This window comes from Streptomyces sp. P9(2023) (genome assembly GCF_032436795.1).
Classification (GTDB): domain Bacteria; phylum Actinomycetota; class Actinomycetes; order Streptomycetales; family Streptomycetaceae; genus Streptomyces.
Map to the genome: position 1 here is coordinate 310,460 of NZ_JAUPWM010000003.1, position 23,879 is coordinate 334,338.

25 protein-coding genes and 1 pseudogene are annotated in these 23,879 nt (G+C 72.3%); 6 read left to right on the plus strand and 20 right to left on the minus strand.

Features of this window, described 5'->3' with window-relative positions:
* Positions 1-46: 46 nt before the first annotated feature.
* The 4 genes from Q5762_RS06295 to Q5762_RS06310 form a co-directional block, all read right to left on the minus strand.
* Positions 47-1,075, minus strand: a complete 1,029-nt coding sequence (locus tag Q5762_RS06295) for a 6-phosphofructokinase (RefSeq protein WP_315890963.1) — start codon at positions 1,073-1,075, stop codon at positions 47-49.
* Between the two features lie 112 nt (positions 1,076-1,187).
* Positions 1,188-1,835 carry a response regulator transcription factor gene (locus Q5762_RS06300; RefSeq protein ID WP_315891100.1) on the minus strand — a complete coding sequence of 216 codons (648 nt, stop codon included), beginning with the start codon at positions 1,833-1,835 and terminating at the stop codon, positions 1,188-1,190.
* A 47-nt stretch (positions 1,836-1,882) separates the two neighbouring features.
* Complete coding sequence (gene macS / locus Q5762_RS06305) at positions 1,883-3,094, minus strand: MacS family sensor histidine kinase (RefSeq protein WP_315890964.1); 1,212 nt, start codon at positions 3,092-3,094, stop codon at positions 1,883-1,885.
* 36 nt (positions 3,095-3,130) lie between these two features.
* A complete protein-coding gene (locus tag Q5762_RS06310) occupies positions 3,131-3,862 on the minus strand; it encodes a 1-acyl-sn-glycerol-3-phosphate acyltransferase (RefSeq protein ID WP_030547417.1) in 732 nt (243 codons plus the stop codon).
* Between the two features lie 226 nt (positions 3,863-4,088).
* On the opposite strand from Q5762_RS06310, the gene Q5762_RS06315 reads away from it, so the two are divergent.
* Both Q5762_RS06315 and Q5762_RS06320 read left to right on the plus strand, forming a co-directional pair.
* Positions 4,089-4,871: an alpha/beta fold hydrolase gene (locus tag Q5762_RS06315; RefSeq protein ID WP_315890966.1), complete on the plus strand. Its 783-nt coding sequence runs from the start codon at positions 4,089-4,091 to the stop codon at positions 4,869-4,871.
* Positions 4,864-5,538, plus strand: a complete 675-nt coding sequence (locus tag Q5762_RS06320; RefSeq protein ID WP_315890967.1) for a hypothetical protein — start codon at positions 4,864-4,866, stop codon at positions 5,536-5,538. The genes Q5762_RS06315 and Q5762_RS06320 overlap by 8 nt, the downstream gene beginning before the upstream one ends.
* Positions 5,539-5,581: 43 nt before the next feature.
* Here the strand turns inward: Q5762_RS06320 and Q5762_RS06325 are convergent, their stop codons facing one another.
* From Q5762_RS06325 to Q5762_RS06350, 6 genes are all read right to left on the minus strand, one after another.
* Complete coding sequence (locus Q5762_RS06325; protein ID WP_315890968.1) at positions 5,582-6,325, minus strand: endonuclease/exonuclease/phosphatase family protein; 744 nt, start codon at positions 6,323-6,325, stop codon at positions 5,582-5,584.
* A 74-nt stretch (positions 6,326-6,399) separates the two neighbouring features.
* Complete coding sequence (locus tag Q5762_RS06330; RefSeq protein ID WP_315890969.1) at positions 6,400-7,341, minus strand: ROK family glucokinase; 942 nt, start codon at positions 7,339-7,341, stop codon at positions 6,400-6,402.
* 66 nt (positions 7,342-7,407) lie between these two features.
* Positions 7,408-7,863 (minus strand): DUF5304 domain-containing protein, encoded by a 456-nt coding sequence (locus tag Q5762_RS06335; RefSeq protein ID WP_315890970.1) that lies wholly within the window; start codon positions 7,861-7,863, stop codon positions 7,408-7,410.
* 41 nt (positions 7,864-7,904) lie between these two features.
* On the minus strand, positions 7,905-9,023 hold the full coding sequence (locus Q5762_RS06340; RefSeq protein ID WP_315890971.1) for an ArsA-related P-loop ATPase: 1,119 nt from the start codon (positions 9,021-9,023) through the stop codon (positions 7,905-7,907).
* A gap of 49 nt (positions 9,024-9,072) precedes the next feature.
* Positions 9,073-9,522: an SRPBCC family protein gene (locus Q5762_RS06345; protein WP_315890972.1), complete on the minus strand. Its 450-nt coding sequence runs from the start codon at positions 9,520-9,522 to the stop codon at positions 9,073-9,075.
* Between the two features lie 69 nt (positions 9,523-9,591).
* Entirely contained in the window at positions 9,592-10,359 is a 768-nt protein-coding gene (locus tag Q5762_RS06350; protein ID WP_315890973.1) for a metallophosphoesterase, read from the minus strand.
* Between the two features lie 254 nt (positions 10,360-10,613).
* On the opposite strand from Q5762_RS06350, the gene Q5762_RS06355 reads away from it, so the two are divergent.
* On the plus strand, positions 10,614-12,410 hold the full coding sequence (locus Q5762_RS06355) for an AMP-dependent synthetase/ligase (RefSeq protein ID WP_315890974.1): 1,797 nt from the start codon (positions 10,614-10,616) through the stop codon (positions 12,408-12,410).
* A gap of 159 nt (positions 12,411-12,569) precedes the next feature.
* Here Q5762_RS06355 and Q5762_RS06360 read toward each other — a convergent pair whose 3' ends face one another.
* The gene (locus Q5762_RS06360) at positions 12,570-13,712 is read right to left on the minus strand and encodes a glycosyltransferase family 4 protein (protein WP_315890975.1); all 1,143 of its coding nucleotides are present in this window, start codon (positions 13,710-13,712) and stop codon (positions 12,570-12,572) included.
* A 66-nt stretch (positions 13,713-13,778) separates the two neighbouring features.
* Here Q5762_RS06360 and Q5762_RS06365 point away from each other — a divergent pair, with 66 nt between their 5' ends.
* Positions 13,779-15,041, plus strand: coding sequence for a glycosyltransferase family 87 protein (locus Q5762_RS06365; RefSeq protein ID WP_315890976.1), 1,263 nt, complete (start codon positions 13,779-13,781; stop codon positions 15,039-15,041).
* Positions 15,042-15,125: 84 nt separating this feature from the next.
* On the opposite strand, the gene Q5762_RS06370 is transcribed toward Q5762_RS06365, so the two are convergent.
* The 9 genes and pseudogenes from Q5762_RS06370 to Q5762_RS06410 all read right to left on the minus strand — a co-directional run bounded on the left by Q5762_RS06370 (position 15,126) and on the right by Q5762_RS06410 (position 22,574).
* A complete protein-coding gene (locus Q5762_RS06370) occupies positions 15,126-16,190 on the minus strand; it encodes an MFS transporter (protein WP_315890977.1) in 1,065 nt (354 codons plus the stop codon).
* A gap of 53 nt (positions 16,191-16,243) precedes the next feature.
* Positions 16,244-16,420, minus strand: a pseudogene (locus tag Q5762_RS06375) (MFS transporter); the annotation flags it as partial.
* Between the two features lie 84 nt (positions 16,421-16,504).
* Positions 16,505-16,750: a hypothetical protein gene (locus Q5762_RS06380; protein ID WP_315890978.1), complete on the minus strand. Its 246-nt coding sequence runs from the start codon at positions 16,748-16,750 to the stop codon at positions 16,505-16,507.
* 85 nt (positions 16,751-16,835) lie between these two features.
* Positions 16,836-16,967: a hypothetical protein gene (locus tag Q5762_RS06385; protein ID WP_315890979.1), complete on the minus strand. Its 132-nt coding sequence runs from the start codon at positions 16,965-16,967 to the stop codon at positions 16,836-16,838.
* Between the two features lie 204 nt (positions 16,968-17,171).
* On the minus strand, positions 17,172-18,401 hold the full coding sequence (locus Q5762_RS06390) for a hypothetical protein (protein WP_315890980.1): 1,230 nt from the start codon (positions 18,399-18,401) through the stop codon (positions 17,172-17,174).
* A gap of 40 nt (positions 18,402-18,441) precedes the next feature.
* Entirely contained in the window at positions 18,442-19,461 is a 1,020-nt protein-coding gene (locus Q5762_RS06395; RefSeq protein ID WP_315890981.1) for an NlpC/P60 family protein, read from the minus strand.
* 186 nt (positions 19,462-19,647) lie between these two features.
* A complete protein-coding gene (locus Q5762_RS06400) occupies positions 19,648-20,676 on the minus strand; it encodes an NlpC/P60 family protein (RefSeq protein ID WP_315890982.1) in 1,029 nt (342 codons plus the stop codon).
* A 255-nt stretch (positions 20,677-20,931) separates the two neighbouring features.
* Positions 20,932-22,296, minus strand: a complete 1,365-nt coding sequence (locus Q5762_RS06405; protein WP_315890983.1) for an NYN domain-containing protein — start codon at positions 22,294-22,296, stop codon at positions 20,932-20,934.
* Positions 22,297-22,331: 35 nt separating this feature from the next.
* Positions 22,332-22,574 (minus strand): hypothetical protein, encoded by a 243-nt coding sequence (locus Q5762_RS06410; protein ID WP_315890984.1) that lies wholly within the window; start codon positions 22,572-22,574, stop codon positions 22,332-22,334.
* Positions 22,575-22,753: 179 nt separating this feature from the next.
* On the opposite strand from Q5762_RS06410, the gene Q5762_RS06415 reads away from it, so the two are divergent.
* Both Q5762_RS06415 and Q5762_RS06420 read left to right on the plus strand, forming a co-directional pair.
* A complete protein-coding gene (locus Q5762_RS06415) occupies positions 22,754-23,506 on the plus strand; it encodes a rhomboid family intramembrane serine protease (RefSeq protein ID WP_315890985.1) in 753 nt (250 codons plus the stop codon).
* The gene (locus Q5762_RS06420) at positions 23,503-23,784 is read left to right on the plus strand and encodes an Lrp/AsnC family transcriptional regulator (protein WP_017238849.1); all 282 of its coding nucleotides are present in this window, start codon (positions 23,503-23,505) and stop codon (positions 23,782-23,784) included. The genes Q5762_RS06415 and Q5762_RS06420 overlap by 4 nt, the downstream gene beginning before the upstream one ends.
* Positions 23,785-23,879 lie beyond the last annotated feature (95 nt).

A 23,879-nucleotide genomic window follows, 5' to 3' on the forward strand; every position in this document is an offset into this window, starting at 1 on the left:
GAATTGTCTGGTCCCGGCGAATATACGACCCCCGGAAGGGGTCCGCTCAGCCGAAGAACACCCCCACCTCCGCGTACAGCGCCGGATCGACCGTCTTCAGCCGGGCCGTGGCCTCGGCGATCGGGACGCGGACGATGTCCGTGCCGCGCAGCGCGACCATCTGCCCCCAGTCGCCGTCGCGGACCGCGTCGATGGCGTGCAGGCCGAAGCGGGTGGCGAGCCAGCGGTCGAAGGCGCTGGGCGTACCACCGCGCTGCACATGACCGAGGACCGTGGTCCGGGCCTCCTTCCCGGTCCGCCGCTCGATCTCCTTGGCGAGCCACTCCCCCACGCCCGAGAGCCGGACATGTCCGTACGAGTCGGTGGTGCCGTCCTTGAGGACCATGTCCCCGTCCTTGGGCATCGCGCCCTCGGCGACGACCACTATCGGGGCGTAGGTGGCCTTGAAGCGCGAGTGGACCCAGGCGCAGACCTGGTCGAGGTCGAAGCGCTGCTCGGGGATGAGGATGACGTTGGCGCCGCCCGCGAGACCGGAGTGCAGCGCGATCCAGCCCGCGTGGCGGCCCATCACCTCCACCACCAGGACCCGCATATGGGACTCGGCGGTGGTGTGCAGCCGGTCGATGGCTTCCGTGGCGATGCCGACGGCCGTGTCGAAGCCGAAGGTGTAGTCGGTGGCGGAGAGGTCGTTGTCGATGGTCTTCGGCACGCCCACGCAGGGGATGCCGTGCTCCTCGACCATCCGGGCGGCGACGCCGAGGGTGTCCTCGCCACCGATCGCGATCAGGGCGTCGATCTCGTACTTCTCGAGGTTCTCCTTGATCCGGCGGACGCCGTTGTCGGCCATGAAGGGGTTGGTGCGGGAGGAGCCGAGGATCGTGCCGCCGCGCGGCAGGATCCCCCGGACGGCCGGGATGCCGAGCGGTACGGCGATGCCCTCCAGGGGACCGCGCCAGCCGTCGCGGAACCCGGTGAACTCGTAGCCGTACTCCTGGACTCCCTTGCGGACGATGGCGCGGATGACCGCGTTGAGACCGGGGCAGTCGCCGCCTCCGGTCAGTACGCCGACGCGCATGGAGCTCTCCTTCGCCGTGGCGGACGGGGTGTACGACCCACGCTAGTAGTGACGTGGGTCACTCCGACACGGCATGGAGCGTGAAATGCCGACCGTCACCCGGCCGGACCGCTCAGGCGTCGTCGAGGCCGCGCTCGATGGCGTACCGGACGAGCTCCACCCGGTTGTGCAGCTGGAGTTTGCCGAGGGTGTTCTGTACGTGGTTCTGGACCGTACGGTGCGAGATGACCAGGCGCTCGGCGATCTGCTTGTAGCTCAGGCCCTTGGCCACGAGCCGGAGCACCTCGGTCTCGCGCTCGGTCAGCTGCGGCGCCCCGGGCTCGTCGGCGCCGGTGGCCGGGAAGGGCTCGGAGGCGAGCCGGCGGTACTCGCCGAGGACCAGGCCCGCGAGCCCCGGCGTGAACACCGGGTCGCCGACGGCCGTGCGGCGCACCGCGTCGATCAGCTCGGCCGTACTGGCCGACTTCAGCAGATAGCCGGTGGCACCGGACTTGACCGCCTCCAGGACGTCGGCGTGCTCGCCGCTCGCGGAGAGCACCAGGACCCGCAGCGAGGGGTTGGCGCCGACCAGCTCCTTGCAGACCTGGACGCCCGGCTTGGCGGGCAGGTTGAGGTCCAGGACGAGGACGTCCGGGCCCACCGCCCCGGCGCGGCGCACGGCCTGCTCGCCGTCGCCGGCGGTGGCCACCACGTCGAAGCCCGCCTCGGCGAGGTCGCGGGCGACCGCGTCCCGCCACATCGGATGGTCGTCCACGACCATCACCCTGATCTGCTGCCGCTCGCTCGCCTGCTCGCTCGTCTGCCCGCTCATCGCGTTCCCGCCTTCCCCCGTGTGTCCCTCGGGACCTTCAGTTCCACTTCCGTGCCCTGGCCCGGTACCGAGATCAGCTCGGCCGTGCCGCCCAGTTCCCGCAGTCGGCCGCGGATGGAGAGCGCGACGCCCATCCGTCCCTCGCCCTCCGCCTGCGCGAGCCGCCCCTCCGGGATGCCCGGGCCGTCGTCCCGTACCGTGACGATCACCTCGTCCGGCCAGTCCTCGACCAGGATCCACGCCTGGGCCTCGTCGCCCGCGTGCACCCGGACATTGTCCAGGGCAGCGCCGACCGCGGCGGCCAGCTCGCGGGCGGCGGGCGGCGGCAGCAGGACCGGCGTTCCCGGGTCCGAGACCGTGATCCGCGCCCCGGCGCGCGGGGCGAGCAGGGCGCGCAGGTCGACCGGGCAGTCGTCGTCCGGCTCTTCCACGATCCGGACCACCGCCCCCTCCGACTCGTCCTCGGAGACCAGCGACGGCCTGGTCAGCCCGCCGGCGACCAGGGTGCGCAGCGCGACCTCCTGCTCCCCGGCCATCCGGCCCAGTTCGGCGGCCTCGCCGCCCAGGGCGGTGCCGCGCCGCTGCACCATGGCCAGGACCTGGAGGACGCTGTCGTGGATGTCCCGCGCGAGGCGCTCCCGCTCCCGGGTCGCGGCCTCGATCTCCAGGGCGCGGGCGAGGGTGCGCTCGGAGGCCCGGGCGACCTCGACGACGTACCCGATGGCGATCGACGCCACCCACACAAGGAGAACGTTGTGGAGGGTGTCCCGGGTGGGGTTGTCGCGCTCGATGATGTTGGCGACGGCGACCAGCGAGGAGGCGAAGCCGGCCCAGCGCCAGCCGCCCTTGATCGCGTACGCGAGGACGGCGCCGGCGGTCCATATCGACGGCAGGGTGGGGCTGTCCACCGTCTGCGCCTGCTCGTCGGCGAGCGGGGTGAGCAGGATGCCGGTGAGGGCGATGGTGAGGTCGGCGACCAGGAAGCGCTTGGTGCAGCCGGCCGCGTTCGCCACCTTGGGGAGGGTCGCCAGGGTCCAGACGCACATCACGGCGAGGAACGCGATGGCGACCCAGGGCCGCTCGTAGCGGTCCCGGCCGAAGACGAAGATCAGTACGGCGTAGATCATCGTCCCGATGCGGTACGCGGTGAGCGCGCGCCACAGCGGCTGCTCGACCGACATCCGCACGACACGCTCGCGCTTGGCCATCTCCCCCACCCGCCCCCGGGCGCCGCCCCGCAGGGGTCAGGCGCCGGACTCTTCCCGTGCCGCGATCTCGGCCTTGACGGCCTCCTTGGCGGCCTTCTCGGCATCCGCGATCTGGCGCTTGGCGGCCGTCGCGTAGATGTCGACGTACTCCTGGCCGGACAGCTTCATGATCTCGTACATGACCTCGTCGGTCACCGAGCGCAGGATGAAGCGGTCCCCCTCCATGCCCTGGTAGCGGGTGAAGTCGAGCGGCTTGCCGATCCGGATCCCCGGGCGCATCAGCTTGGGGACGACCTTGCCGGGCGGCTGGATCTTCTCCGTGTCGATCATGGCGACCGGGATGACGGGGGCGCCGGTGGCCAGGGCCACGCGCGCGAGGCCGCCGGGCTTGCCCCGGTAGAGCCGGCCGTCGGGCGAGCGGGTCCCCTCGGGGTAGATGCCGAAGAGCCCGCCCTTCTCGATGACCTCGATACCGGCCTTGATCGCCGCCTCGCCCGCGCCGCGGGCGCCGGAGCGGTCCACGGGGAGCTGGCCGACGCCCTTGAAGAAGGCGGCGGTGAGCTTGCCCTTCACACCGGGCGAGGTGAAGTACTCGGCCTTGGCGATGAAGGTGACCTTGCGGTCGAGCACGGCGGGCAGGAAGAAGGAGTCCGAGAAGGACAGGTGGTTGCTCGCGAGGATCGCCGGCCCCTCGGCGGGAACGTTCTCGAGGCCCTCCACCCACGGCCTGAAGGCGAGCTTCAGTGACCCTCCGAGGGAGAACTTCATTGCGCCGTAGATCAACTCGAGTGCCTTCCGTGTGCTGTCGCACTGACCTTATCCCGCCTTTTCCCGCCCGCCCGCGCCGGTGCGGCCGCGGCCGGGGCACCTTCGTGCGAACGGCCCTGGTCGGGTGTCGGTCCGGTCGCGTACCGTGAAGGCCTTCCCCTTTTTTGCCCTCGCTTCGTCGAAGCCCCGCCCTCCTCGAAGCCGAACCCCCGAACAGGAGACCCCGGTGCCGGTCCTTCCCGGAGCCGAGCCGTACCGCCACGAGGGCGGCAAGGTAGGCGTTCTTCTCTGTCACGGATTCACCGGTTCCCCGCAGTCGATGCGCCCCTGGGCCGAGTACCTGGCCGGGCGCGGGCTGACGGTGTCGGTGCCGCTGCTGCCCGGGCACGGCACACGCTGGGAGGACATGGCGCTCACCACCTGGCACGACTGGTACGCGGAGGTGGACCGGGAGCTCCGGGACCTCCTCGCCCGCTGCGAGCAGGTCTTCGTCTTCGGCCTCTCCATGGGCGGCGCGCTGGCGCTGCGCCTGGCGGCCAGGCACGGAGACGCGGTACGGGGTCTGGTCCTGGTCAACCCGGGCAACAAGGTGCACGGCCTGGCGGCGCACGCGCTGCCGGTCGTCCGCCACTTCGTCCGCTCGACGAACGGCATCGCGAGCGACATCGCCAAGGAGGGCGTGGCCGAGATCGGCTACGACCGGGTGCCGCTGCACGCGGCGCACTCCCTGCGGCAGTTCTTCCGGACCGTGGACGCGGAGTTGCCGCAGGTCACGCAGCCGGTGGTACTGCTGCACAGCCCGCAGGACCATGTGGTCCCGCCGGCCGACTCGGCGCGGGTGCTCAGCCGGATCTCCTCGACGGACGTGACGGAGATCCTGCTGGAACAGAGCTACCACGTGGCGACGTTGGACCATGACGCGGAGCGGATCTTCGACGAGAGCTGGGCCTTCCTGGGCCGGCTCGCTCCGGACGTGGTCGGTGAGAAGGGGAGCACGAGCGGTGGCTGAGCAGCAGGACGGTGAGCGCGAGCCGCAGCCCATCGACGAGGAGGCGGCCTGGGCCGCGATCGTCGCGGGGTACGGCGACGAGCCGGCGGACCCGCCGGGGGCGAAGCCGTTCCGGTCGGTGGAGGACCTGGCGCTCCCGGAGCCGGTGGAGGACGACGCCGACGGCGACTCGGACTCGGAGGACTCCGACGAGGAGGACTCGGACGAGGACGACGAGGACGATCGGCCCGCGAAACCGGCCCTCGGCAGCTCGATCGTCTTCGCGCCCGGGGTCGGGGTGGGCGTGGGCGGTGGCGGCCCCCGGGACTACTCGCTGGCGGACCCGGACGCCGAGTCCGACTCCGGGGAGGCCGGGGAGGCCGGCGAGGCGGCTGGCAAGAAGGCCGGGAAGAAGCGCGACGACGACGGCGAGGGCCACTTCGTCCCGCCGGAGCCCCCGCCCCTGCCGGAGGCGGACGCGACGACGAAGTTCGCCTGGCTGGGCGTCGTCGGCGGCCCGCTCCTTATGCTCCTCGCCGTCCTGCTCCAGTGGGACATGACGTGGTGGCTCTCGACGGTCTGCGTCGGCGGCTTCCTGGGCGGTTTCGCCACCCTCGTAGCCCGGATGAAGCACGACGACGAGGACGACGACGGCTACGACGACCCGGGCCGCGGCGCGGTGGTGTAGGGCCGGTCCCGCCCGGGGCCGGGGCGGCCGCCGCACCCGGCCCTCAGGACGCCGGGATGCGTACCGCCGCCAGGACCGGGAGGTGGTCCGTCGCCGCGCGGAGGTCGGCCGGGTCGAGGTCCTGCGGGACGCCGCAGCCGAGGAACTCGACTCCCGGCGTCGCCAGGATCGCGTCGATGCGCTGGTGCGGGTCGACAGGGGTCGATGTGTACTCGCCGCCCCAGGGGCTGACCGCCCATCCGTCCTGGAGTTCCTTCGCGAGGCGGGTGAAACTCCGGCCGCCGGGGCGCTCGTTGAGGTCGCCCGCCACGATGGTGTGCGGGGCGCCCATCGCGGCCACCCGGTCCAGGAGCATCCCGGCCTGGGCGTACCGCTCGTCGCTCCGCAGGCTCAGATGGCAGCTGATCAGACCGACCCGGGCGCCCGCGAACCGTACGACGGCGGTGGCGAACCCGCGCCGGTGCAGCCCGGGGGTGAGCGGAAGCAGTACGTCCTCCGTGTGTTCCACGCTGGCCCGCAGCGAGCACATCAGGAGCGGCCCGGCGGCCGTCGCGCCCCCGCTGAGCATCACGAGTTCGCTTTTCGCGGCGAGCCGGGCCGCGTGCTTGCGCCAGCGGAAGAACCGGGGCGCCTCCTGGACGAGGACGAGATCGGGCGCGCAGGCCCGGATGACCCGGGCGAGCGCGTCCTCGTCGTCGCGCATCGAGCGGATGTTGTAGCTGAGGACCCGGACGACGGCCGAACCGTCCGCCTCGGTGCGGGAGTTGGGCAGCGGGGTGATCGCCATGCCCAGCAACATACGACACCGCCCGCCGCTCCCCGGGGGGACGCGACGGGCGGGTGAGGGTGGTGCTGGGAAAGCTAGCCCTGCCGGGCCAGGTCGGCCGCACCGACGAGACCTGCCTTGCCGCCGAGCTGCGCGGCGAGGACCTGGGCGTGCGGACGCCACTGGCCACCGATCAGCCAGCGGCGGAACGACTTACGGATCGGGTCGAGGACCAGCTCACCCTCGTCGGAGACCCCGCCGCCGACGATGAACGCCGACGGGTCGAAGAGCGACGCCAGGTCGGCGAGACCGGCACCCGCCCAACGGGCCAGCTCGCGGAAGGAGTCCACGGCCACCGGGTCACCGGCGCGGGCGGCCTCGCTGATGTGCTTGCCCTCGATGCCCCCGGGCGTGCCGTCGCCGAGGCCGAGGAGGACCTCCGCGCGCTCGGGCGTGGCGTTGGCGCGCTGCTTTGCGTACCGGACGAGGGCGCGGCCGGAGGCGTACTGCTCCCAGCAGCCCTGGCTGCCGCAGCCGCACAACAGGCCGTCCGGCACGACCCGGATGTGGCCGAACTCGGCCGCGACGCCGAAGCGGCCGCGGCGCAGCTTGTTGCCGATGATGATGCCGCCGCCGAGGCCGGTGCCGAGGGTGATGCAGATGACGTCCTCGTGGCCCTTGCCGGCGCCGAACTTGTACTCGCCCCAGGCCGCCGCGTTCGCGTCGTTCTCGACGACGACTGGCAGGCCGACCCGCTGCTCGACCTTGTCCTTCAGCGGCTCGTGCCGCCAGTCGATGTTCGGCGCGAAGAGGACGGTGGCGCGCTTGTCGTCGACGTAGCCCGCGGCACCGATGCCGACAGCCTCGATCTGATGGCCCTTGCCGGCCTCGGAGACCGCGGCGCAGATCGCGTCGACGATGCCTTCGGGGGTCGGCGGGGTGGGCACCTTGTGCGTGTCGAGGATGTTGCCCTCCTCGTCGACCACGCCGGCCGCGATCTTCGTGCCGCCGATGTCGACGCCGATGGTGAGTCCCATGTGTCCCTCAGTTTTCGGTCGAGCCCCGCTAGGGCCAACCGTACCCGAGGGGGCCGACCGTCCTGATCAGTCCAGGTCGATGGGGCGGCCGGGTCCGGGCCCGTCGTCGTCGGGCCTGGGCTTGGCCTCAGGGTCCTTCGCGTCCTGGGCCGGCCCGTCGCGGCGCGGGTCGTTCGGCTCGTCGCGGGTCCAGCGGGTCTCGTGGCTCTCGACCGCCGAGCGGTAGGCGGCGAGCAGCTCGTTCCCGGCGGCCGCGAGGTGGTCGAAGACCTGCGGGTTGCGCTCGACGATCGGCTCGACGGCGGCCTTCGCCTGGTTGACGAACTGCTGCACGGTGCCCTGGGCGGCCATGCCTGCCAGGGGTCCGCGCAGGCCGGAGACCTTCTCGGCGACGGCGTCGAAGAGTTTGCGGAACTCCTCGGCGGCCGAGCCGGGCTCCGCGCCGGAGGCGGCGCGGCGGCGGGCCTTCTCGGCCTCCAGGTCCTCGGCGCACGCCTTGGCCCAGGCATCCGAATCGCTCATGGCGTACTCCTTACGGCTTATACCGTCGACGGTACACGCCCTCAGGGGGCCTTCGGCCAGAGTCCGGCGTCCGGGGTGAACCTGACCTTCAGATCGCCGTCCACGAGACCGGCGCCGGCGACGGTGCAGCGGCGCAGGGCGGGCGGCAGCGGGACGTTGCGCCGGAACGGGCCGACGGAGAGGAGGAGTTCGTCGCCGCGGCGGACGAGGGAGAGCTCGTTCTTGACGGCGCCGGGCAGCGGGATGTGCCAGACGAGGATGCCGTCCTCGGCGCGGCGGTCCTCGACGGTCCACTCCGGGGCGGCGGGTGCGGGTTTGGTGTCGACGGCGAGCAGGGCGAGGTCCTCGGGGCCGCGCGGGTCCCGGCCGAGGTGCGGCAGGGCGTGGACGGCTCCGTCGTGTCCGGTACGGAGCCGGGTCAGGTGCTCGTGCTGCTGGGCGGTCAGGGCGGCGAACCAGGGGTCCGGGGAGTCGGCGGGGAGCAGCTTGTTGGCGACGACGGTGTCGAGGGCGAGGCCGTGCAGCGCGAGGCCGAGGCGGGCGGCGCGGAGGGTCTCGGTGGCGGTGGGGCCGGGCTCGACGACGAGGCGGACGGTGGTGGTGGGGGCGTCGACCACGGCCTGGACGGCGGCGAGCTCGGCCTCCCAGCGGGCGGTCGTCGCGTACAGCCACTGCGCGGGCATGGGGACGCCGGCGAGCTGGGCGAGCATGGGGCGCAGGGCGCGGGCGGCCTGCCGTTCGGGCGGCAGCAGGCGGCGGAGGTAGCGGCGCAGCTGCTCGGGGAGGGCCAGGAGGGCGAGGGCGTCGAGGAGCGGGGGGAGGTCGGCGACGACGAGGTCGCGGTCCTGGGCGGCGGCGTCGCGGAGGGCGCGGAGCAGGGCGAAGTGGGCGCTGCCGGGGAGTTCGGTGAGCTCGGCGTCCTCGAAGGGGGTGGCGCCGAGAAGGTCGAGGGCGGTGGCGGAGCGTTCCTGCAGGGCGAGGAACTCCCGGCGGAAGTCGGTGGCGGGGGTGGGCCGGAGGACGTCGACGCCGAGGCCGTCGGGGGCGTCGGCGGAAACGAGCAGAACGTTGCGCCCGGCGCGGGCCTCGGCGGTGGCGGCGGCCGCGGCCACCGTACTCCGCCCGGCACCACCGGCCCCGGTAACAAGCAAGATCCCCATGGCGGGGAACGTTACCCCTACCGGGGTGGGGCCCGGTGGCCGCTCGGCGTCAGGCGGAGGCGCCCGACTCCACGCGCTTCTTCAGGCCTGCCAGGGCCCGGTCGATGATGACCTTTTCCGCCTTGCGCTTGATCATGCCCAGCATCGGGATCTTGACGTCCACCGTCAGCTGGTACGTGACCTCCGTGCGGGCGCCGTCGCCCGCCGGGGACAGCCGGTAGGAGCCGTCCAGCTCGCGGAGCATCTGGGACTTGACCAGCTTCCAGGAGACCTCGTTGTCACCGGTCCACGTGTACGCCAGCGTGTGATCGTCCTTGATCGCGCCCGCGTCGAGCAGCAACCGGACCTTCTCCGCGCGGCCGGCCGCGTCCGTCTCCAGGACCTCGGCCTCCTTCACCTCGCCCGTCCACTCCGGGTAGCGCGCGAAGTCGGCGATGACGCTCATGACGTCGGCCGGGGCCGCCTCGATGGTGATGCTCGAGCTGGTGTGTTCGGCCATCGCGGGTGGCTCCTCCACTATGCGGTCAACGTGCCGACCGAAGGCTATCGCGCCCCCGGCGGCGGCCCGTCACCACTCCAGCGTCCACGGCCTCCCCGTCGCCGCGAAGTGGCCCACGTTCACGCACTCCGTGCGGCCGACCCGCATGCGCCGGGCCAGCGGCTGGTGGACGTGGCCGAAGAGCGCGTACCGGGGCCGGGTGCGCCGGATCGCGTCGAGCAGGGCCCGGCTGCCGCGCTCGAAGCGCCGCGCGACCGTGTCGTACGTCAGCTCCGGGACGTCCGGCGGGATGTGGCTGCACAGCACGTCGACCTCGCCGAGCGCCTCGACCTTCGCCGCGTACTCCTCGTCGGAAATCTCGTACGGCGTGCGCATCGGCGTGCGCAGTCCGCCGCCCACGAAGCCGAAGACCAGGCCGCCGAGCTCGATCCGCTCGCCGTCCAGGACCGTGGTCCCCGGGCGGGCGTACTCGCGCCACAGCCCGGGGATGTCGACGTTCCCGTACGTCGCGTACGTCGGCGTCGGGAAGGCCGCGAAGAGCTCCGCGTACTGGCGGCGCACCGCGCCCTCGATCGCGGCGTCGCGGTCGACGGCTAGCTCGGTCCAGAGGCGTCGCCCCAGGTCACGGGCCTCGTCGAAGCGGCGGGCGGTGCGCAGCGAGACGATCAGGTCGGCGTTCTCGACGCCGAAGAGGTCGGGGAAGATGCCCCGGCTGTGGTCCGCGTAGTCGAGGAAGAGCACCAGGTCACCGAGGCAGACGAGGGCGTCCGCCCCCTGTCCCGCCTTGGCGAGGGCCTCGCTGTTCCCGTGTACGTCGCTGACCACGTTGATCCTCATGTCGTCAGCGTAGGGCGTCGGACCTGCGGTTACTTCCGAGTCGTCAAACCTGTGGACTACTGTGCGCGGAGCACCGCCATAGCTGTGTGACGCACGGAACATCTGGCCAGGACCCCCTATCGGGAACTAGGTACTGATGGGTAACGTCCGGGCAGTCCAGTCGTGCTCACCCCACTGAGCACCTGCCCGATCTTGGACCGCACCGGCGCATCACACAGAGTCGTGGCGCCGGCGCCCGATGAGGAGCAGCAGTCTTGCGCGAGTTCAGCCTTCCGGCCCTGTACGAGGTCCCCTCGGACGGCAATCTGACGGATCTCATCCGCCGCAACGCCACCCAGCACCCAGATGTCGCCGTGATGGGACGCAAGGTGGACGGTGTCTGGACGGACGTCACCGCCGAGCAGTTCCTCGCCGAGGTCCGCGGGGCCGCGAAGGGGCTGATCGCGGCGGGTGTGGAGCCGGGCGACCGGGTGGCCCTGCTGTCCCGGACGCGGTACGAGTGGGTGCTCCTCGACTTCGCGATCTGGAGCGCGGGCGCGGTCACCGTGCCGGTGTACGAGACCAGTTCGCCGGAGCAGATCCAGTGGATCCTCGGTGACTCGGGCGCCTCGCTGGCGCTCGTGGAATCCACCGCCCACCAGGAGTCGGTGGAGTCGGTACGGGCGAACCTGCCGGCCCTGAAGGGTGTCTGGCAGATCGAGGCCGACGCCGTCGCCCAGCTCACCGCCACCGGCGCGGACGTCTCCGACGAGCTGCTCGACGAGCGGATGTCGAGCGCGCACGCCGACGACCCGGCGACGATCGTCTACACCTCGGGCACCACCGGCCGCCCCAAGGGCTGTGTGCTGACGCACCGCGCGTTCTTCGCCGAGTGCGGCAACGCGGTGGAGCGCCTGAAGCCCCTCTTCCGCACCGGCGAGTGCTCGGTGCTGCTCTTCCTGCCCGCCGCCCACGTCTTCGGGCGTCTGGTCGAGGTCGCCGCGGTGATGGCGCCGATCAAGCTGGGCTGCGTACCGGACATCAAGAACCTCACGGACGAGCTGGCCTCCTTCCGGCCGACGCTGATCCTGGGTGTGCCGCGCGTCTTCGAGAAGGTCTACAACTCGGCGCGGGCGAAGGCCCAGGCGGACGGCAAGGGCAAGATTTTCGACAAGGCCGCGCACACGGCGATCGCGTACAGCCGGGCGATCGACTCGCCGCAGGGCGCGTCGCTGGGCCTGAAGCTCAAGCACAAGGTCTTCGACAAGCTCGTCTACTCCAAGCTGCGGGCGGTGCTCGGCGGGCGCGGCGAGTACGCGATCTCGGGCGGCGCGCCGCTGGGCGAGCGGCTCGGCCACTTCTTCCGCGGCATCGGCTTCACGGTCCTGGAGGGCTACGGCCTCACCGAGTCGTGCGCGGCGACCACGTTCAACCCGTGGGACCGGCAGAAGATCGGCACGGTCGGCCAGCCGCTGCCGGGCTCGGTGGTGCGGATCGCCGACGACGGCGAGGTGCTGCTGCACGGCGAGCACATCTTCGCCGGGTACTGGAAGAACGAGGCGGCGACCGCCGAGGCGCTGGCCGACGGCTGGTTCCACACCGGTGACATCGGCACCCTCGACGAGGACGGCTACCTCGCGATCACCGGCCGGAAGAAGGAGATCCTGGTGACGGCGGGCGGCAAGAACGTCGCCCCGGCGGTCATCGAGGACCGGATCCGGGCGCACGCGCTGGTCGCGGAGTGCATGGTGGTCGGCGACGGCCGCCCGTTCGTGGGCGCGCTGGTCACCCTGGACGAGGAGTTCCTGGGCCGCTGGGCCTCGGAGCACGGCAAGCCGGCGGGCTCGACGGCGGCGACGCTGCGCGACGACGCGGAGCTGCTCGCGGAGGTCCAGCGGGCGGTGGACGACGGCAACGCGGCGGTGTCGAAGGCCGAGTCGGTCCGCAAGTTCCGTATTCTCTCGGCGCAGTTCACGGAGGAGGCAGGCCACATCACCCCGTCGCTGAAGCTGAAGCGGAACGTGGTGGCGAAGGACTTCGCGGACGAGATCGAGGGTCTCTACCGCGCGTAACGCGGACCCCGGGATGTGAGGGAGGGCCCCTCGGTGCTCACGTACCGAGGGGCCCCGTTCGCGTCTGGGCGGTGGCCCGCCGAGCCCGCGGCCGCACGAGCCGTGGGCCCGTGCGGCCTGCAGGCCCGTGCGGCCTGCAGGCCCGTGCGCTCGTACGCCCTAGAGCAGTTCCTTCAGGCGCTCCGCCAGGAGGTCCCAGCGCCAGCGGTCCTCGACCCAGGCGCGGCCCCGGGTGCCCATGCGGCGGCGCAGCTCCGGGTCCAGGAGGAGGGTCGCGATGCGGTCCGCCGACTCCTCCGGGGAGTCACCGCGCACCACCCAGCCCGTCTCGCCGTCCAGGACCGCGTCCGGCGCTCCGCCCGAGTCGCCCGCGACGACCGGCAGGCCGGTGGCCGAGGCCTCCAGGTAGACGATGCCGAGGCCCTCGACGTCCAGGCCGCCCCGGCGCGTACGGCAGGGCATCGCGAAGACGTCACCGGCGCCGTAGTGGGCCGGCAGCTCCTCCCACGGCACCGCCCCCGTGAAACGTACGGAATCGGACACTCCCGTCGTGGCGGCGAGGCGCCGCAGGTCCTTCTCGTACGGCCCGCCGCCGACGATCAGCAGCACCGTGCCGGGCACCCGGCGCAGGATCTCGGGCAGCGCCCGGATCAGCGTGTCCTGGCCCTTGCGCGGCACGAGCCGCGAGACGCACACGACGACGGGGCGGTCGCTGAGCCCGAGCCGTTCCCGTACCGCGGCGCCGCCCGAGTCCGGGTGGAAGGTCTTCTCGTCGACGCCCGGCGGGAGCTGGACCATCCGCCCGGCGGCGGCCGGCGTCAGCGCGCCCGCGATCCGCGAGCGGGTGTACTCGCCGAGGTACGTGATCGTGTCCGTGCCCTCGCCGATCCGGCGCAGGAGCTGCCGGGAGCCGGGCAGCTGGGCCCACCCCGCCTCGTGCCCGTGGGTCGTCGCGACGAGCCGCCGGGCGCCCGCCTTGCGCAGCGCGGGCGCCATCAGACCGAGGGGCGCCGCAGCCCCGAACCAGACGGATTCGCAGCCGTGCTCACGCAGCAGGGCGGTGGCCCGCGCGGTCACCCGAGGTGTGGGCAGCAGCATGGTGGTGCTGTCCCGCACGACCATGAAAGGCTGCTCCGCGTCGAACGCGGCGGTGGCCTCGATCCCTTCGCGGCTGCGCTTCCACGTGGAGGCGTAGACCACGACCCGTTCGGGATCGAGTCGCAGCGCCATGTTGTGCAGGAACGCCTGGATTCCACCGGGGCGTGGCGGGAAGTCGTTGGTTACGATCAGGGTCTTGTGCATCGTCGCCGAATGTACGTGACCGCACCCCCCGCCCGGCAACATCAACCAGAAAAGGACGAGGTAGGAATGACGGGCGTACTGGGTACGGCTGCCGAGCGCGCGAGGAACAACCCCCTCCTCATCTGGGGTCTCACCCGGATCATCCTGCTCCTCTGCGTCTTCAAGGTCGTCACCGTCCCAGGGCCGGACGTCACGAGCGACATAGAGCAGATCTACCAGGGCTGGTACGAGGTCCTGAAGACCGGCACGTACCCGCTGGACGACGTGACCTGGCAGTACCCGCCGCTCGCCGCCCTGGCGATCCTCTCCCCCGCGCTGCTGCCGTTCCTGGGGTACTCCGCCGCCTTCTTCGTGCTCTCCTTCCTGTGCGACGCGCTCGTCTTCGGGCTGCTGACGTACGCGGGACGGCGCCGCGGCCGGAGCCCGCACGGTGCGTGGATCTGGATCGCGGGCGTGCCGCTGCTCGGCCCGACCGCCTACGCCCGGTACGACCTGATGGTCACCGCCGTCGCCGTGACCGCGCTGCTCGCCGGTCTCTCCCGCCCGCGGGTCCTCGGCGCGCTGGCCGGCTTCGGCGCGATGCTGAAGGTCTGGCCCGCGCTGCTGCTCGCGGGCACCCCGCGCGGCCGCGCCACCTTCCGCTCCTGGTCGACGGCGGCGGGCGCGGCGGCCGGACTGCTGCTCCTGTGCGTGCTCGCGGCGCCGGGGGCGCTGGCGTTCCTGACCTTCCAGCGCGAGCGGGGCCTTGAGCTGGAGTCGCTGGGCGCCATCGTCTTCCACGTGGCCCGGCACCTCGGCTGGGACGGCATGGCGATGATGAACTACGGCTCGATCGAGTTCCTCGGCCCGTACGTCTCCACCGTCGCCTCGGTCCTGATGCTCCTGACCGTCGCCGCCTTCGGCTGGCTGCTGGTGTGGCGGCTCCGGGCCCGGACGTTCACGACGTCGACCCCGGCCGACGCGGCGTTCGTGGCGGTGCTGCTGTTCACCACCACGAGCCGGGTGATCAGCCCCCAGTACATGATCTGGCTGGTGGGTCTCGCCGCGGTGTGCATGGCGTACCGGGCGAGCCGGATGCGCCGGCCGGCGCATCTGGTGATCTGGGCGACCGCGGTGACGCAGTTCGAGTTCCCGGTGTGGTTCTCGCACGTGACGGACAGCGATCCGCTGGGCATCGCGCTGCTGCTCGTACGGAACGGTCTGCTGGTCGCCGCCTCGGTCTCGGCCTGCCGCATCCTGTGGCGGCAGACGGTCACGGAGCCGCGGCTCGCCCCGGCGAAGATCCCGGTCCAGCAGCCGGAGCGGGCGAGGCACCTGCCCGTCGCCTGACCGGCGGCGGAGGAACAGCGGTGCGTCGGGCCCAGGGCCCCGCACCGCCGTACCCCCGCAGCAACCCGATCCCGGGGCCCGGTGTCACTCGCCCTTGGCGGGCTCGTACCGCAGATCCTGGCTCGGCCCCGCCGCTTCCGCCGGTTCTGCCGGTTCCGCGCCGGTGGGCTCGTCGCCCGGTTCGTGCGCGGCGGGCGTGACCTGGCGGAGCATCAGGGCGGCACCCACGGCCAGGACGAGCATCAGCGGAGCGCCCACGATCGCGCTGATCTGCAGCCCGTCGGCGAAGGCCGCGCGGGCGGCGGCCGCCAGCGCGGCGCCCGCCTCCCCCGACAGGCCCGCCGCCACCTCCAGCGCGCCGGCCAGCGTGTCCTCCGCGCCGGCGGGCACCTCCTTGGGATACGCGTCGGCCATGCTGCCCCGGAAGACGGCGGTCGCGAGGCTGCCCACCAGCGCGATCCCCAGTGCGCCGCCGAACTCGTTGCTGGTCTCCGACAGGGCCGCGGCCGGGCCGGCCTGCTCGGGCGGGGCAGAGCCGACGATCATGTCCGCGCCCAGGGCGGCGACCGGGGTGATGCCGACGAACATCAGGATCGCCGCCACCACGACCGGTCCGGGACCGGAGTCCGCCGAGGCTCCCCACAGGATGACGAAGCCCCCGGCCGCCACCGTCATGCCCGCGCCGAACACGTACGCCGGCCGCACCCGCCGGACGATCCCCGTGGCGGCCAAAGCGGCCACCATGCCGCAGAGCACGGGCGGTAGCAGCCACAGCCCCGTCTCCAGCGGGGACAGCGCGAGCACGCTCTGCAGGAACTGGGCGATGAGGAACAGGTTCCCCATGAGGAACATCATGGTCAGCAGCAGGATCGTCAGCGAGGCGCTGAACGCCCGGTGCCGGAACATGGTGAGGTCGAGCAGCGGGTGGGTCAGGGTGCGCTGGCGCCGGACGAAGACGTACCCGACGACAACACCGGCCACCACGGCCATCACGGACACCGGTTCCGGGCCGTGCTTCGGCATCTCCTTGATGCCGTAGATCGCGGACAGCATGGCGATGAACGACAGCCCGGCGCTGACGAGGTCGACCCGCCCGGCGTCCGGATTGCGGTACTCGGGCAGCAGGACGGGGCCGAGGGTGAGCAGCACACCATCACCGGGACGGCCAGCAGGAAGACCGAACCCCACCAGAAGTACTCGAGGAGCGCCCCGCCGACGACCGGGCCAAGGGCGCCGCCCAGCAGGAAGCTGCTCGACCAGATGGTGACGGCGGTGGTCCGCCGCGCGGGATGCGGGAACATGTTCCGGATCAGCGACAGGGCCGAAGGGGCCAGACAGGCGCCCGCGACGCCCAGCAGAGCGCGGCTCACGATCAGCATCTCGGGCGACTGTGCGTACGCCGTGAGGACCGAGGTCACGCGCCGTGAGGACCGAGGTCACGCCGAAGGCACCGGCACCGAGCATCAGCAGCAGCCGGCGCCCCACGCGGTCGCCAGGGTGCCCATGGTGACGAGGAAGCCCGCGATGGCTAACCCGTAGATGTCGGTGATCCACAGGAGTTCCGTGCTGCTGGGGTTCAGATCCGCGCTCATATGCGGCACCGCGAGATAAAGCAGTGTCAGGTCCATCGTGACCAGCATGGACGGCAGGGCGAGGACGGCCAGGCCGATCCACTCCCGTTTCGTCGCGCGCGGCGGGCTGGCTTGCATGGGTGGCAACTTCCTCTCGGTCGAAAGCGGACCCGCCCCGGGCACACGCGTGCCTGGGACGGGGCTGAACATCGGATCGCGGCACTCAGGCCACGCAGCCGGGCATGGCGCCCGCCGCCGTCGAGGCGGTGTAAGGACGGTGGGCACGGCCGACGAGCGCGACCGGGACCCCCTGACCGAAGCCGGGTCGCCGCCCCTGATTCGAGGTGTGCGGCATCAGGGAACTCCTTGGAGATGGCGAGAAGTTGGCGGGACCCCCCCTCCGGACCCCCGCGCCGACGCGTCCGCTGATGTCTGACGCTGCCATCGTTGTCGGGCAACGTCCCGCCGTCCGACAAAGGCACGGACTGGCCGGAAGAAGGGGTCGATACGCAGCCACGACGACACCCGGGCCGAGGTCCGGGTGGGCACGCCGGATCGGCTACCCGAGCCGCTCCCGGAGGAACGCCCGCCAGTCCGTGGTGAACGCCTCCGGCGTCGTGCCCAGGACCTCGCCGAGGGCCTTCTCGACCGCGCCCTCGCGCTGCGGGTGCCCGCCCACCGCGCGGTAGAACTCCCGGAGTTCCGGCTCGCCCCAGCGCTCCGCGATCAGGTCGCACGCCAGCCAGCCGCCCTCGTACGCCCGGGCCAGGGCCTCCGCGTCGCCGCCGAACGCGAAGGCCTTGTCGTCCGGAAGGGCCGCCGGGAGCTCGCCCGCGCGGACCGCGCGGCGCAGTTCCGGGGCCGCCTGGGCCGCCGTGCGGCCCGTGTCGCGGTACGCCACCCAGTCGGCGAAGCCCTCGGACAGCCAGACCGGGGTGGCCGCGGAGGTGGCGGCGCGGGTGGCCACGTGCGTCGTCTCGTGGGTGAGGACGACCTGGCGGCCGAAGTCGCCGAGCACCCCGTACGCCTCGGGGTTGACGATCACCCGGTCCGCGGGCGCGTCCGGGCCGCCGCCGACCTCCCCGGTGGTGACGGCCGCTATCCCCCGGTACGAGGACGGCGGCGCCCCGAGCAGCCCACCCATGGCGTCCAGCGAGGCGGGCACGAGGACGACCACGCGCCTGGCCCACTTCCCCGGCCAGGCGGCCGAGACCGCGGGCACCGCCCGGTCCGCGGTCGCCGCGATGGCCTTCAGCCGCTCCTCCGACTGCCCGACCCCGAGGACGAGGCTGCGCTCCCCCCGTACGGTCTCCACGTCGCCCTGCTGCCACAGCTGCTGGGTGGCGCCCTCGGCGGGCCGGTCGCCGGTCACGTACCAACGGCCGTCGCGCTCGGTCAGGTCCAGGACGCGTTCGGTGGTGACGGGACCGGAGTCGTAGCCGGAGATCCGGTAGCTCAACTCGGCGCGGACGGTCGCCCGGTCCTGCCCCGCCCCGTCCTGCCCGGCCCGGTCGACGTCCTTCAGCCGGTAGTCCCAGGAGGCGAGCGGCACTTCGGCGAGCCGGTCGAACTCCTCGATCGCGGTGGGCGCGAGCGCGGGGTCGAGGGCCACCGCGTAGGCCGCCTCGTCGCGGGCGAGCAGCGCCCGCGCGTGCCGGTCGAGGAGCGTACGGATCTCCTGGGGCGCGGGGTCGGCCGGCTCGGGGGCCGCGCATCCGGCGAGGGCGAGCAGCGCCGTCAGCAGACAGGCCGCCGCCCTTCGTCCCGCACCACGCCCCTGACCTGCCACGCTCCCGATCGTACGGGCAGACGAGCAGACGAGCGTCCGATCAGACCCGGGTCACCGTCACGTGGGACATCATCCCGACCGGGTCGTAGCGCACCCGCGCCCCCGGATACGGGGCGTGGATCACCTGCCCGTTGCCCGCGTAGATCCCGACGTGGCTGGCGTCGCCGCGGTACGTCACGAGGTCGCCGGGCTGCGCCTGCGAGAGCGGCACCCGCCGGCCGGCGGCCCGCTGCGCCGCCGAGGTCCGGGGCAGGCTGATCCCGGCCTGCCCGTACGACCAGACCATCAGGCCCGAGCAGTCGAAGGCGGACGGCCCGGTCGCGCCCCACACGTAGGGCTTGCCGATGGCGCTGCGCGCGGCGATCACCGCGGCGGCGGCCCGCGAGGAGGCCGGGCCGAGTTCGGCGAGCGGCGGCAGCTCCCCGGCGAGTCCGTCGCGGCCCGACCGGGAGGCCCGGCCCTCGAACTCCGCGCGCTCCTCGGCCGTCAGCGACTGGAGCACGCGGCGGGCCTCGGCGAGCTTCCGCTCGACGGTCCGCTTGTGCCGGGCCACCTGGGTCCGGCTGCGCTCCAGTTCGGCGAGGAGGCGGCCGGCCTCGGTCCGCTGCTGGTTGAGCCGGCGCTGCTCCTGCTGGAGCCTGCCGAGCTCGACACCCTGCCGGGCGGCCACCCGGTCGAGGACGGAGGCCCGGTCGAGGTACGTGTCGGGGTCGGCGGAGAGCAGCAGCGCGAGGGCCTGGTCGATGCCGCCGGACCGGTACTGGGCCCCGGCGACCGAACCGAGCGCGCCCCGCATGCGGTTGATGCGCTCCTGGCCGCGCGCCACGCTGTCCCGTGCCCGGGCGACCGTCCCCCGCAGCTCGTCCGCCCGCTCGTCGGCCTTGTTGTAGCCCTCGGTGGCCTGTTCGGCCTCCTCGAAGAGCCGGTCGACCGTGGCGCGCGTCTTCTCCAGGGTGCCACCCGGGTCGGCGCTCGCGGGGACGGCGCCGAATGCCGTGGCCGCGGTCGCCGCGGTCGCGGTCAGGACGGTGACCCTGGCGGGTCGTCGGTGGGACGCCACGTATCGCGCTCCGTTCGGTGGTTGCCCGGACTGGCGGGGCAGACAGTAGCCGTTGATCACTCTCCGTCCAACGAAGCCGTCGGGTACACAAAGTGACGCCCCGCCGGAGACCACAGGTCACCGGCGGGGCGTCACCTCAGCGAAGGATGCGACGAACCACCCGATTGGGCGTCATGTCGGGATGCGTCAGATACGCACGCCGAACTGGAAGGTGCCCATGTAGTTCATCGACTCGTAGCGGACCACGGCTCCGGGCTTCGGGGCGTGCAGGATCGTGTTGTTGCCCGCGTACAGACCCACGTGGGCCAGGTCGTTGAAGAAGACCAGGTCGCCTGGCTTGAGCTGGCTCCGGCCGATCTTCACGCCGTCGTTCTGCTGGGTGAAGGTGGTGCGGGTGAGCGTGACACCGGCCTGGCGGTAGGCCCACTGCGTCAGACCCGAGCAGTCGTACGAGTTGGGACCCTCGGCGCCGGCGACGTACGGCTTGCCGAGCTGGGTGTCGGCCGCGGCGAGGGCGGCGCGGCCACGCTCCGAGGCCGGGACCTCGTTGCCGAGCTCGACGCGGTCGCCCGCCGCACGGCTGGCGCGCTGCTCCTCCTGCTGGATCTTGGCGCGCTCGGCGGCGGTGAGTGTGTTGAGCAACTTCTGCGCCTCGGCGAGCTTGCCCTGGAACTTCTTCTTCTTCTCGCCGAGCGTCTTGCGGACGTCCTCGAGGTCGGCGAGCTTCGTCGTCGCCTCGGCGCGCTGCTGAGCGAGAGTGCGCTGCTTGGACTGGATCGACTGGAGCACGTCGGCCTGCTTGGCACCGAGCTGGTCGATCGCGGACGCCTTGTCGAGATAGGTGTCCGGGTCGGAGGAGAGGAAGAGCTGGATGGCCGGGTCGATGCCACCGGAGCGGTACTGCGCGCCGGCAACCGAACCGATCTTGCCGCGCAGGGTGTTGAGCTCCTCCTGACCTCGGGCCACCCTGTCCTGGATGGCGCCGACCTCCTTCTGGAGCTTGCCGCGCCGTTCCTCGGCCAGGTTGTACTGCTCGATGGCCACTTCGCCCTCGTGCTGAATCTTCTCGACCTCGGCCTTGACCTCGTCGATCTTCGGCTTCGGAGCCGCCTGGGCACCGGTCTGGGCGGTGAGCGCGACAGCAGCGGCGGCGGTGACGGTGAGCACGGTCACGCGGGTGCGGCTCGGCTGCTTGGGTCGACGGTGGGACGCCACGAAGGCGATCTCCTTCTTCCTCGAGCCGCCCAACCGAACTGCGTCAGGCGATTCCTCCGCTGCCATCCCGGATGGATGATCAACCGCGCGAAGGTCGAGGCCCGACCCTAGTGACCATCTTGTGATCAGCTCAAATCCTCATGAGCAGAATCTCGCCCACAGGGCACATTATTTGCACACACCACACGGGTAGGGCCGGGCACTTGCCCCTGCGCTCTCCAGAATTCGGGCATTACGCCCAGGACTTACGATCCGTCACAACGCGCGTGAAAGCCGCTTGAGCAACAAGGCGGACGCGACGGGCCGCGCACCGGCCTTGGCGACTCCGTCGGCCACCTCGCGGTCGGTGGAGACCACGACGACCGGCCGGCCCGGCGGCTCGGCGCGCACCAGCTGACGGATCAACTCGTCGGCCGTGACGCCCGGCTTGGAGAACAGCACCCGCACGCCACGCGGCGGCGCGAGGAGGACGGGGGCGGCCAGCTCCGCCCCGTCGAAGACGCAGGTGACCTCGGCGCCCGAGCGGGCCGCCAGCGCGGAGAGCCCGCCGAGCAGCCGCAGCCGCTGCTTCTCCAGCGGCATGGTCGGGTAGCCGGTCTTGGTGACGTTGTAGCCGTCCACGACCAGATGGGCCTGCGGCAGCGCGAGGAGCTGGTCGAGGAGCGCCGGGTCGGTCTCGGAGAGCGCGCGGGCCGCGATGTCCTTCGGCGACATCCGGCCGGGCTCCACCGCGTCGACGGTGTCGGCGGGGTGCACGGAGACGGGCGGCAGGGCGAGTTCGCGGCGGAGCCCCTGGGCGGCGTCGAGCACCGTGTCGAGCAGCAGCCGCAGCCGCATGTCCTCCACCGAGCGCCCCTCACGGGCGGCCCGGCGGCTGGCCTCAAGGGCGGCCTCGACCTCGGCGAGCCGGGCCTTGAGCCGGCGGGTCTCGCTCTCGGCGGCCGAGACCTGCGCCGCCGACTCGGCCCTGATCGTGTCGATCTCGCCATGGGTCCTGCGCAGTGCCGCCTCGCCGCGCTTCACATCGCTCTGGGCGCTGCGCAGCTTGCGGTGAAGCGATTCGGCTTCCCGGCGCGCCGCCTCCAGATCGTGGCGCAGTTCCTCGGTCTCCGCCCGCCCGCGGTCCCTGGCGGCGGCGACCTCCTCGCGGAGCCGCTCCAGCTCGCGCCGGCCGGCCTCGTCGGCCCGCTCGGCGTCGGCCCGCTGGGCCTCCTCGCCCGCGGCGGCGACCAGCTTGACCCAGCCGGTGGGGCGCAGCACATAGGCGGCCGCGGCGACGTCGACGGGGTCGGCGGCGGCCGGCGGGGCGCCGGTCTCGACGGCCCCGGCCAGCTCGGGCTGCGCCTCCTTGAAGCGCTCGCCGATCCGCTGCCGGAACAGCGGATCGCTCTCCAGGGCGGCTGCCATGGCGTTGCCCGCGAACTTGGCGCGACGGCTGGCGGTGAAGCGGGCGTACTGCCGCAGGGGTGCCGGAAGTTCGGCGACGGTCAGCCCGCCGAAGGCGTCCGAGACCAGCGCGACGACCCTCCGCCGCACACCGTCCGGCAGCGGGCGGTCGAGCGCCTCGGCAGCGTCACCTGCCGCGCCGGCCTGCTCATCACCGCGCGCGGGCTGCTCCACGTTGCGTCACCCCATCGTCATGGGCGCCGCCTCCGTCAGGAAGCGGTGCCGGGCCTGTCCACCAGTTCGATCTGGTCCACCGCGTTGCACCAGCGGCAGCGAACCGACTCGATGGTCTCACTGACCACCTCGCGCTCCTCGACCTTCGACTCACCCGCGAGATCCAGATGGACGTACTCGACGACCTTGGAGGAGCGGGTGACGTCGAACCGGGTCAGATTGCCGCAGAGAGTGCAGCGCCAACGGGTCTCGGCGGTCGGCAGGGGAACCGTCGTCATCGTGGCCGTCCTCTTTCTTGTGCGTGTTGCGGGTGCGGGTGCCGCGGTGCGCCGTCGAACTGCGGAGGTACAACGCGTAACCCTACGGCCTTGCGGGTACCCCATGTCGCGGCGAGGCACTCTGTATGTCGCGGCGAGGCACTCTGTCCAGGTCGGCCCCGTTACGCCATGATCTGTCCATGATCGACGGGCGGCGGATCGACTGGCGGCGGACGGCCCTCGGGGCGTGGCGGGGCGCCCGGAGCGGGCCCACGGTGACGTACGCCCTGATCGGCGCCTGCTGCCTGGTGTTCGCGATCAGTCCGGTGTCCGGCCTCAATCCGGTGTACGGGACCGGGGAAACGGTCCTGGCGGCGCAGAGCGCGTACTTCCACCGCTGGGGCGTCGTCCCGGCCGAGCTGCTCGGCGGCGGCCCGCCGCGCACCCTGCTCACCCCGCTGACCGCGCTCTTCGTCCACGGCAGCTGGCTGCACCTCCTCGGGAACATGCTCTTCCTCTACGTCTTCGGCGCGATGACCGAGGAACGGATGGGCCCGCTAGCGTTCGGCCTCTTCTATCTGGGCTGCGGCTATCTGGCGCTGCTCGGCTACGCGGCGGCGTACGCGAGCAGCGAGCAGACGCTCGTCGGGGCCTCGGGGGCGATCTCGGGGGTGCTCGGGGCGTTCCTGTACCTCTTCCCGCGTGCCCGGGTGACCAGCCTCTTCCCGTTCCTGCTCTTCCTGCCGCTGCGGTTTCCGGCCTGGATCGTGCTGGTCTTCTGGATCGTGCTCCAGTGGCTGGCGGCCCGCTCGGCGGGCGCGGGGCCGGGCGTGGCGTATCTGGCCCATGTGGTGGGCTTCGCCGTCGGCTTCCTCTACGCCTGGGGCCGCTACCGGCGTGGGGATACAGTGAAGTCCCCAGCCGCGGCCACCGAGGGAGAAAGCCAGCCGTGATCACCGCGATCGTGCTCATCAAGACCAGCGTGGACCGCATCCCCGAGATCGCGGAGTCGATCGCCGCGCTCGACAGCGTCAGCGAGGTCTTCTCGGTGACCGGTACGTACGACCTGATCGCCATGGTCCGGGTGCCCCGGCACGACGACCTGGCGGACGTCATCCCCGGCCGGATCAGCAAGATCCCGGGTGTCGAGGCGACGGACACGCACGTGGCGTTCCGTACGTACTCCCAGCACGACCTGGAAGCGGCCTTCGCCATCGGCCTGGAGTCCTGACGCCGGAGCCCGGGCTCCGCACCGCTCGTCGGCGAAGATGAAGGAATCCTCATCGGGGCCTCATCCTCGCCGGTGCCCGGGCGCGCAAGCCTGAT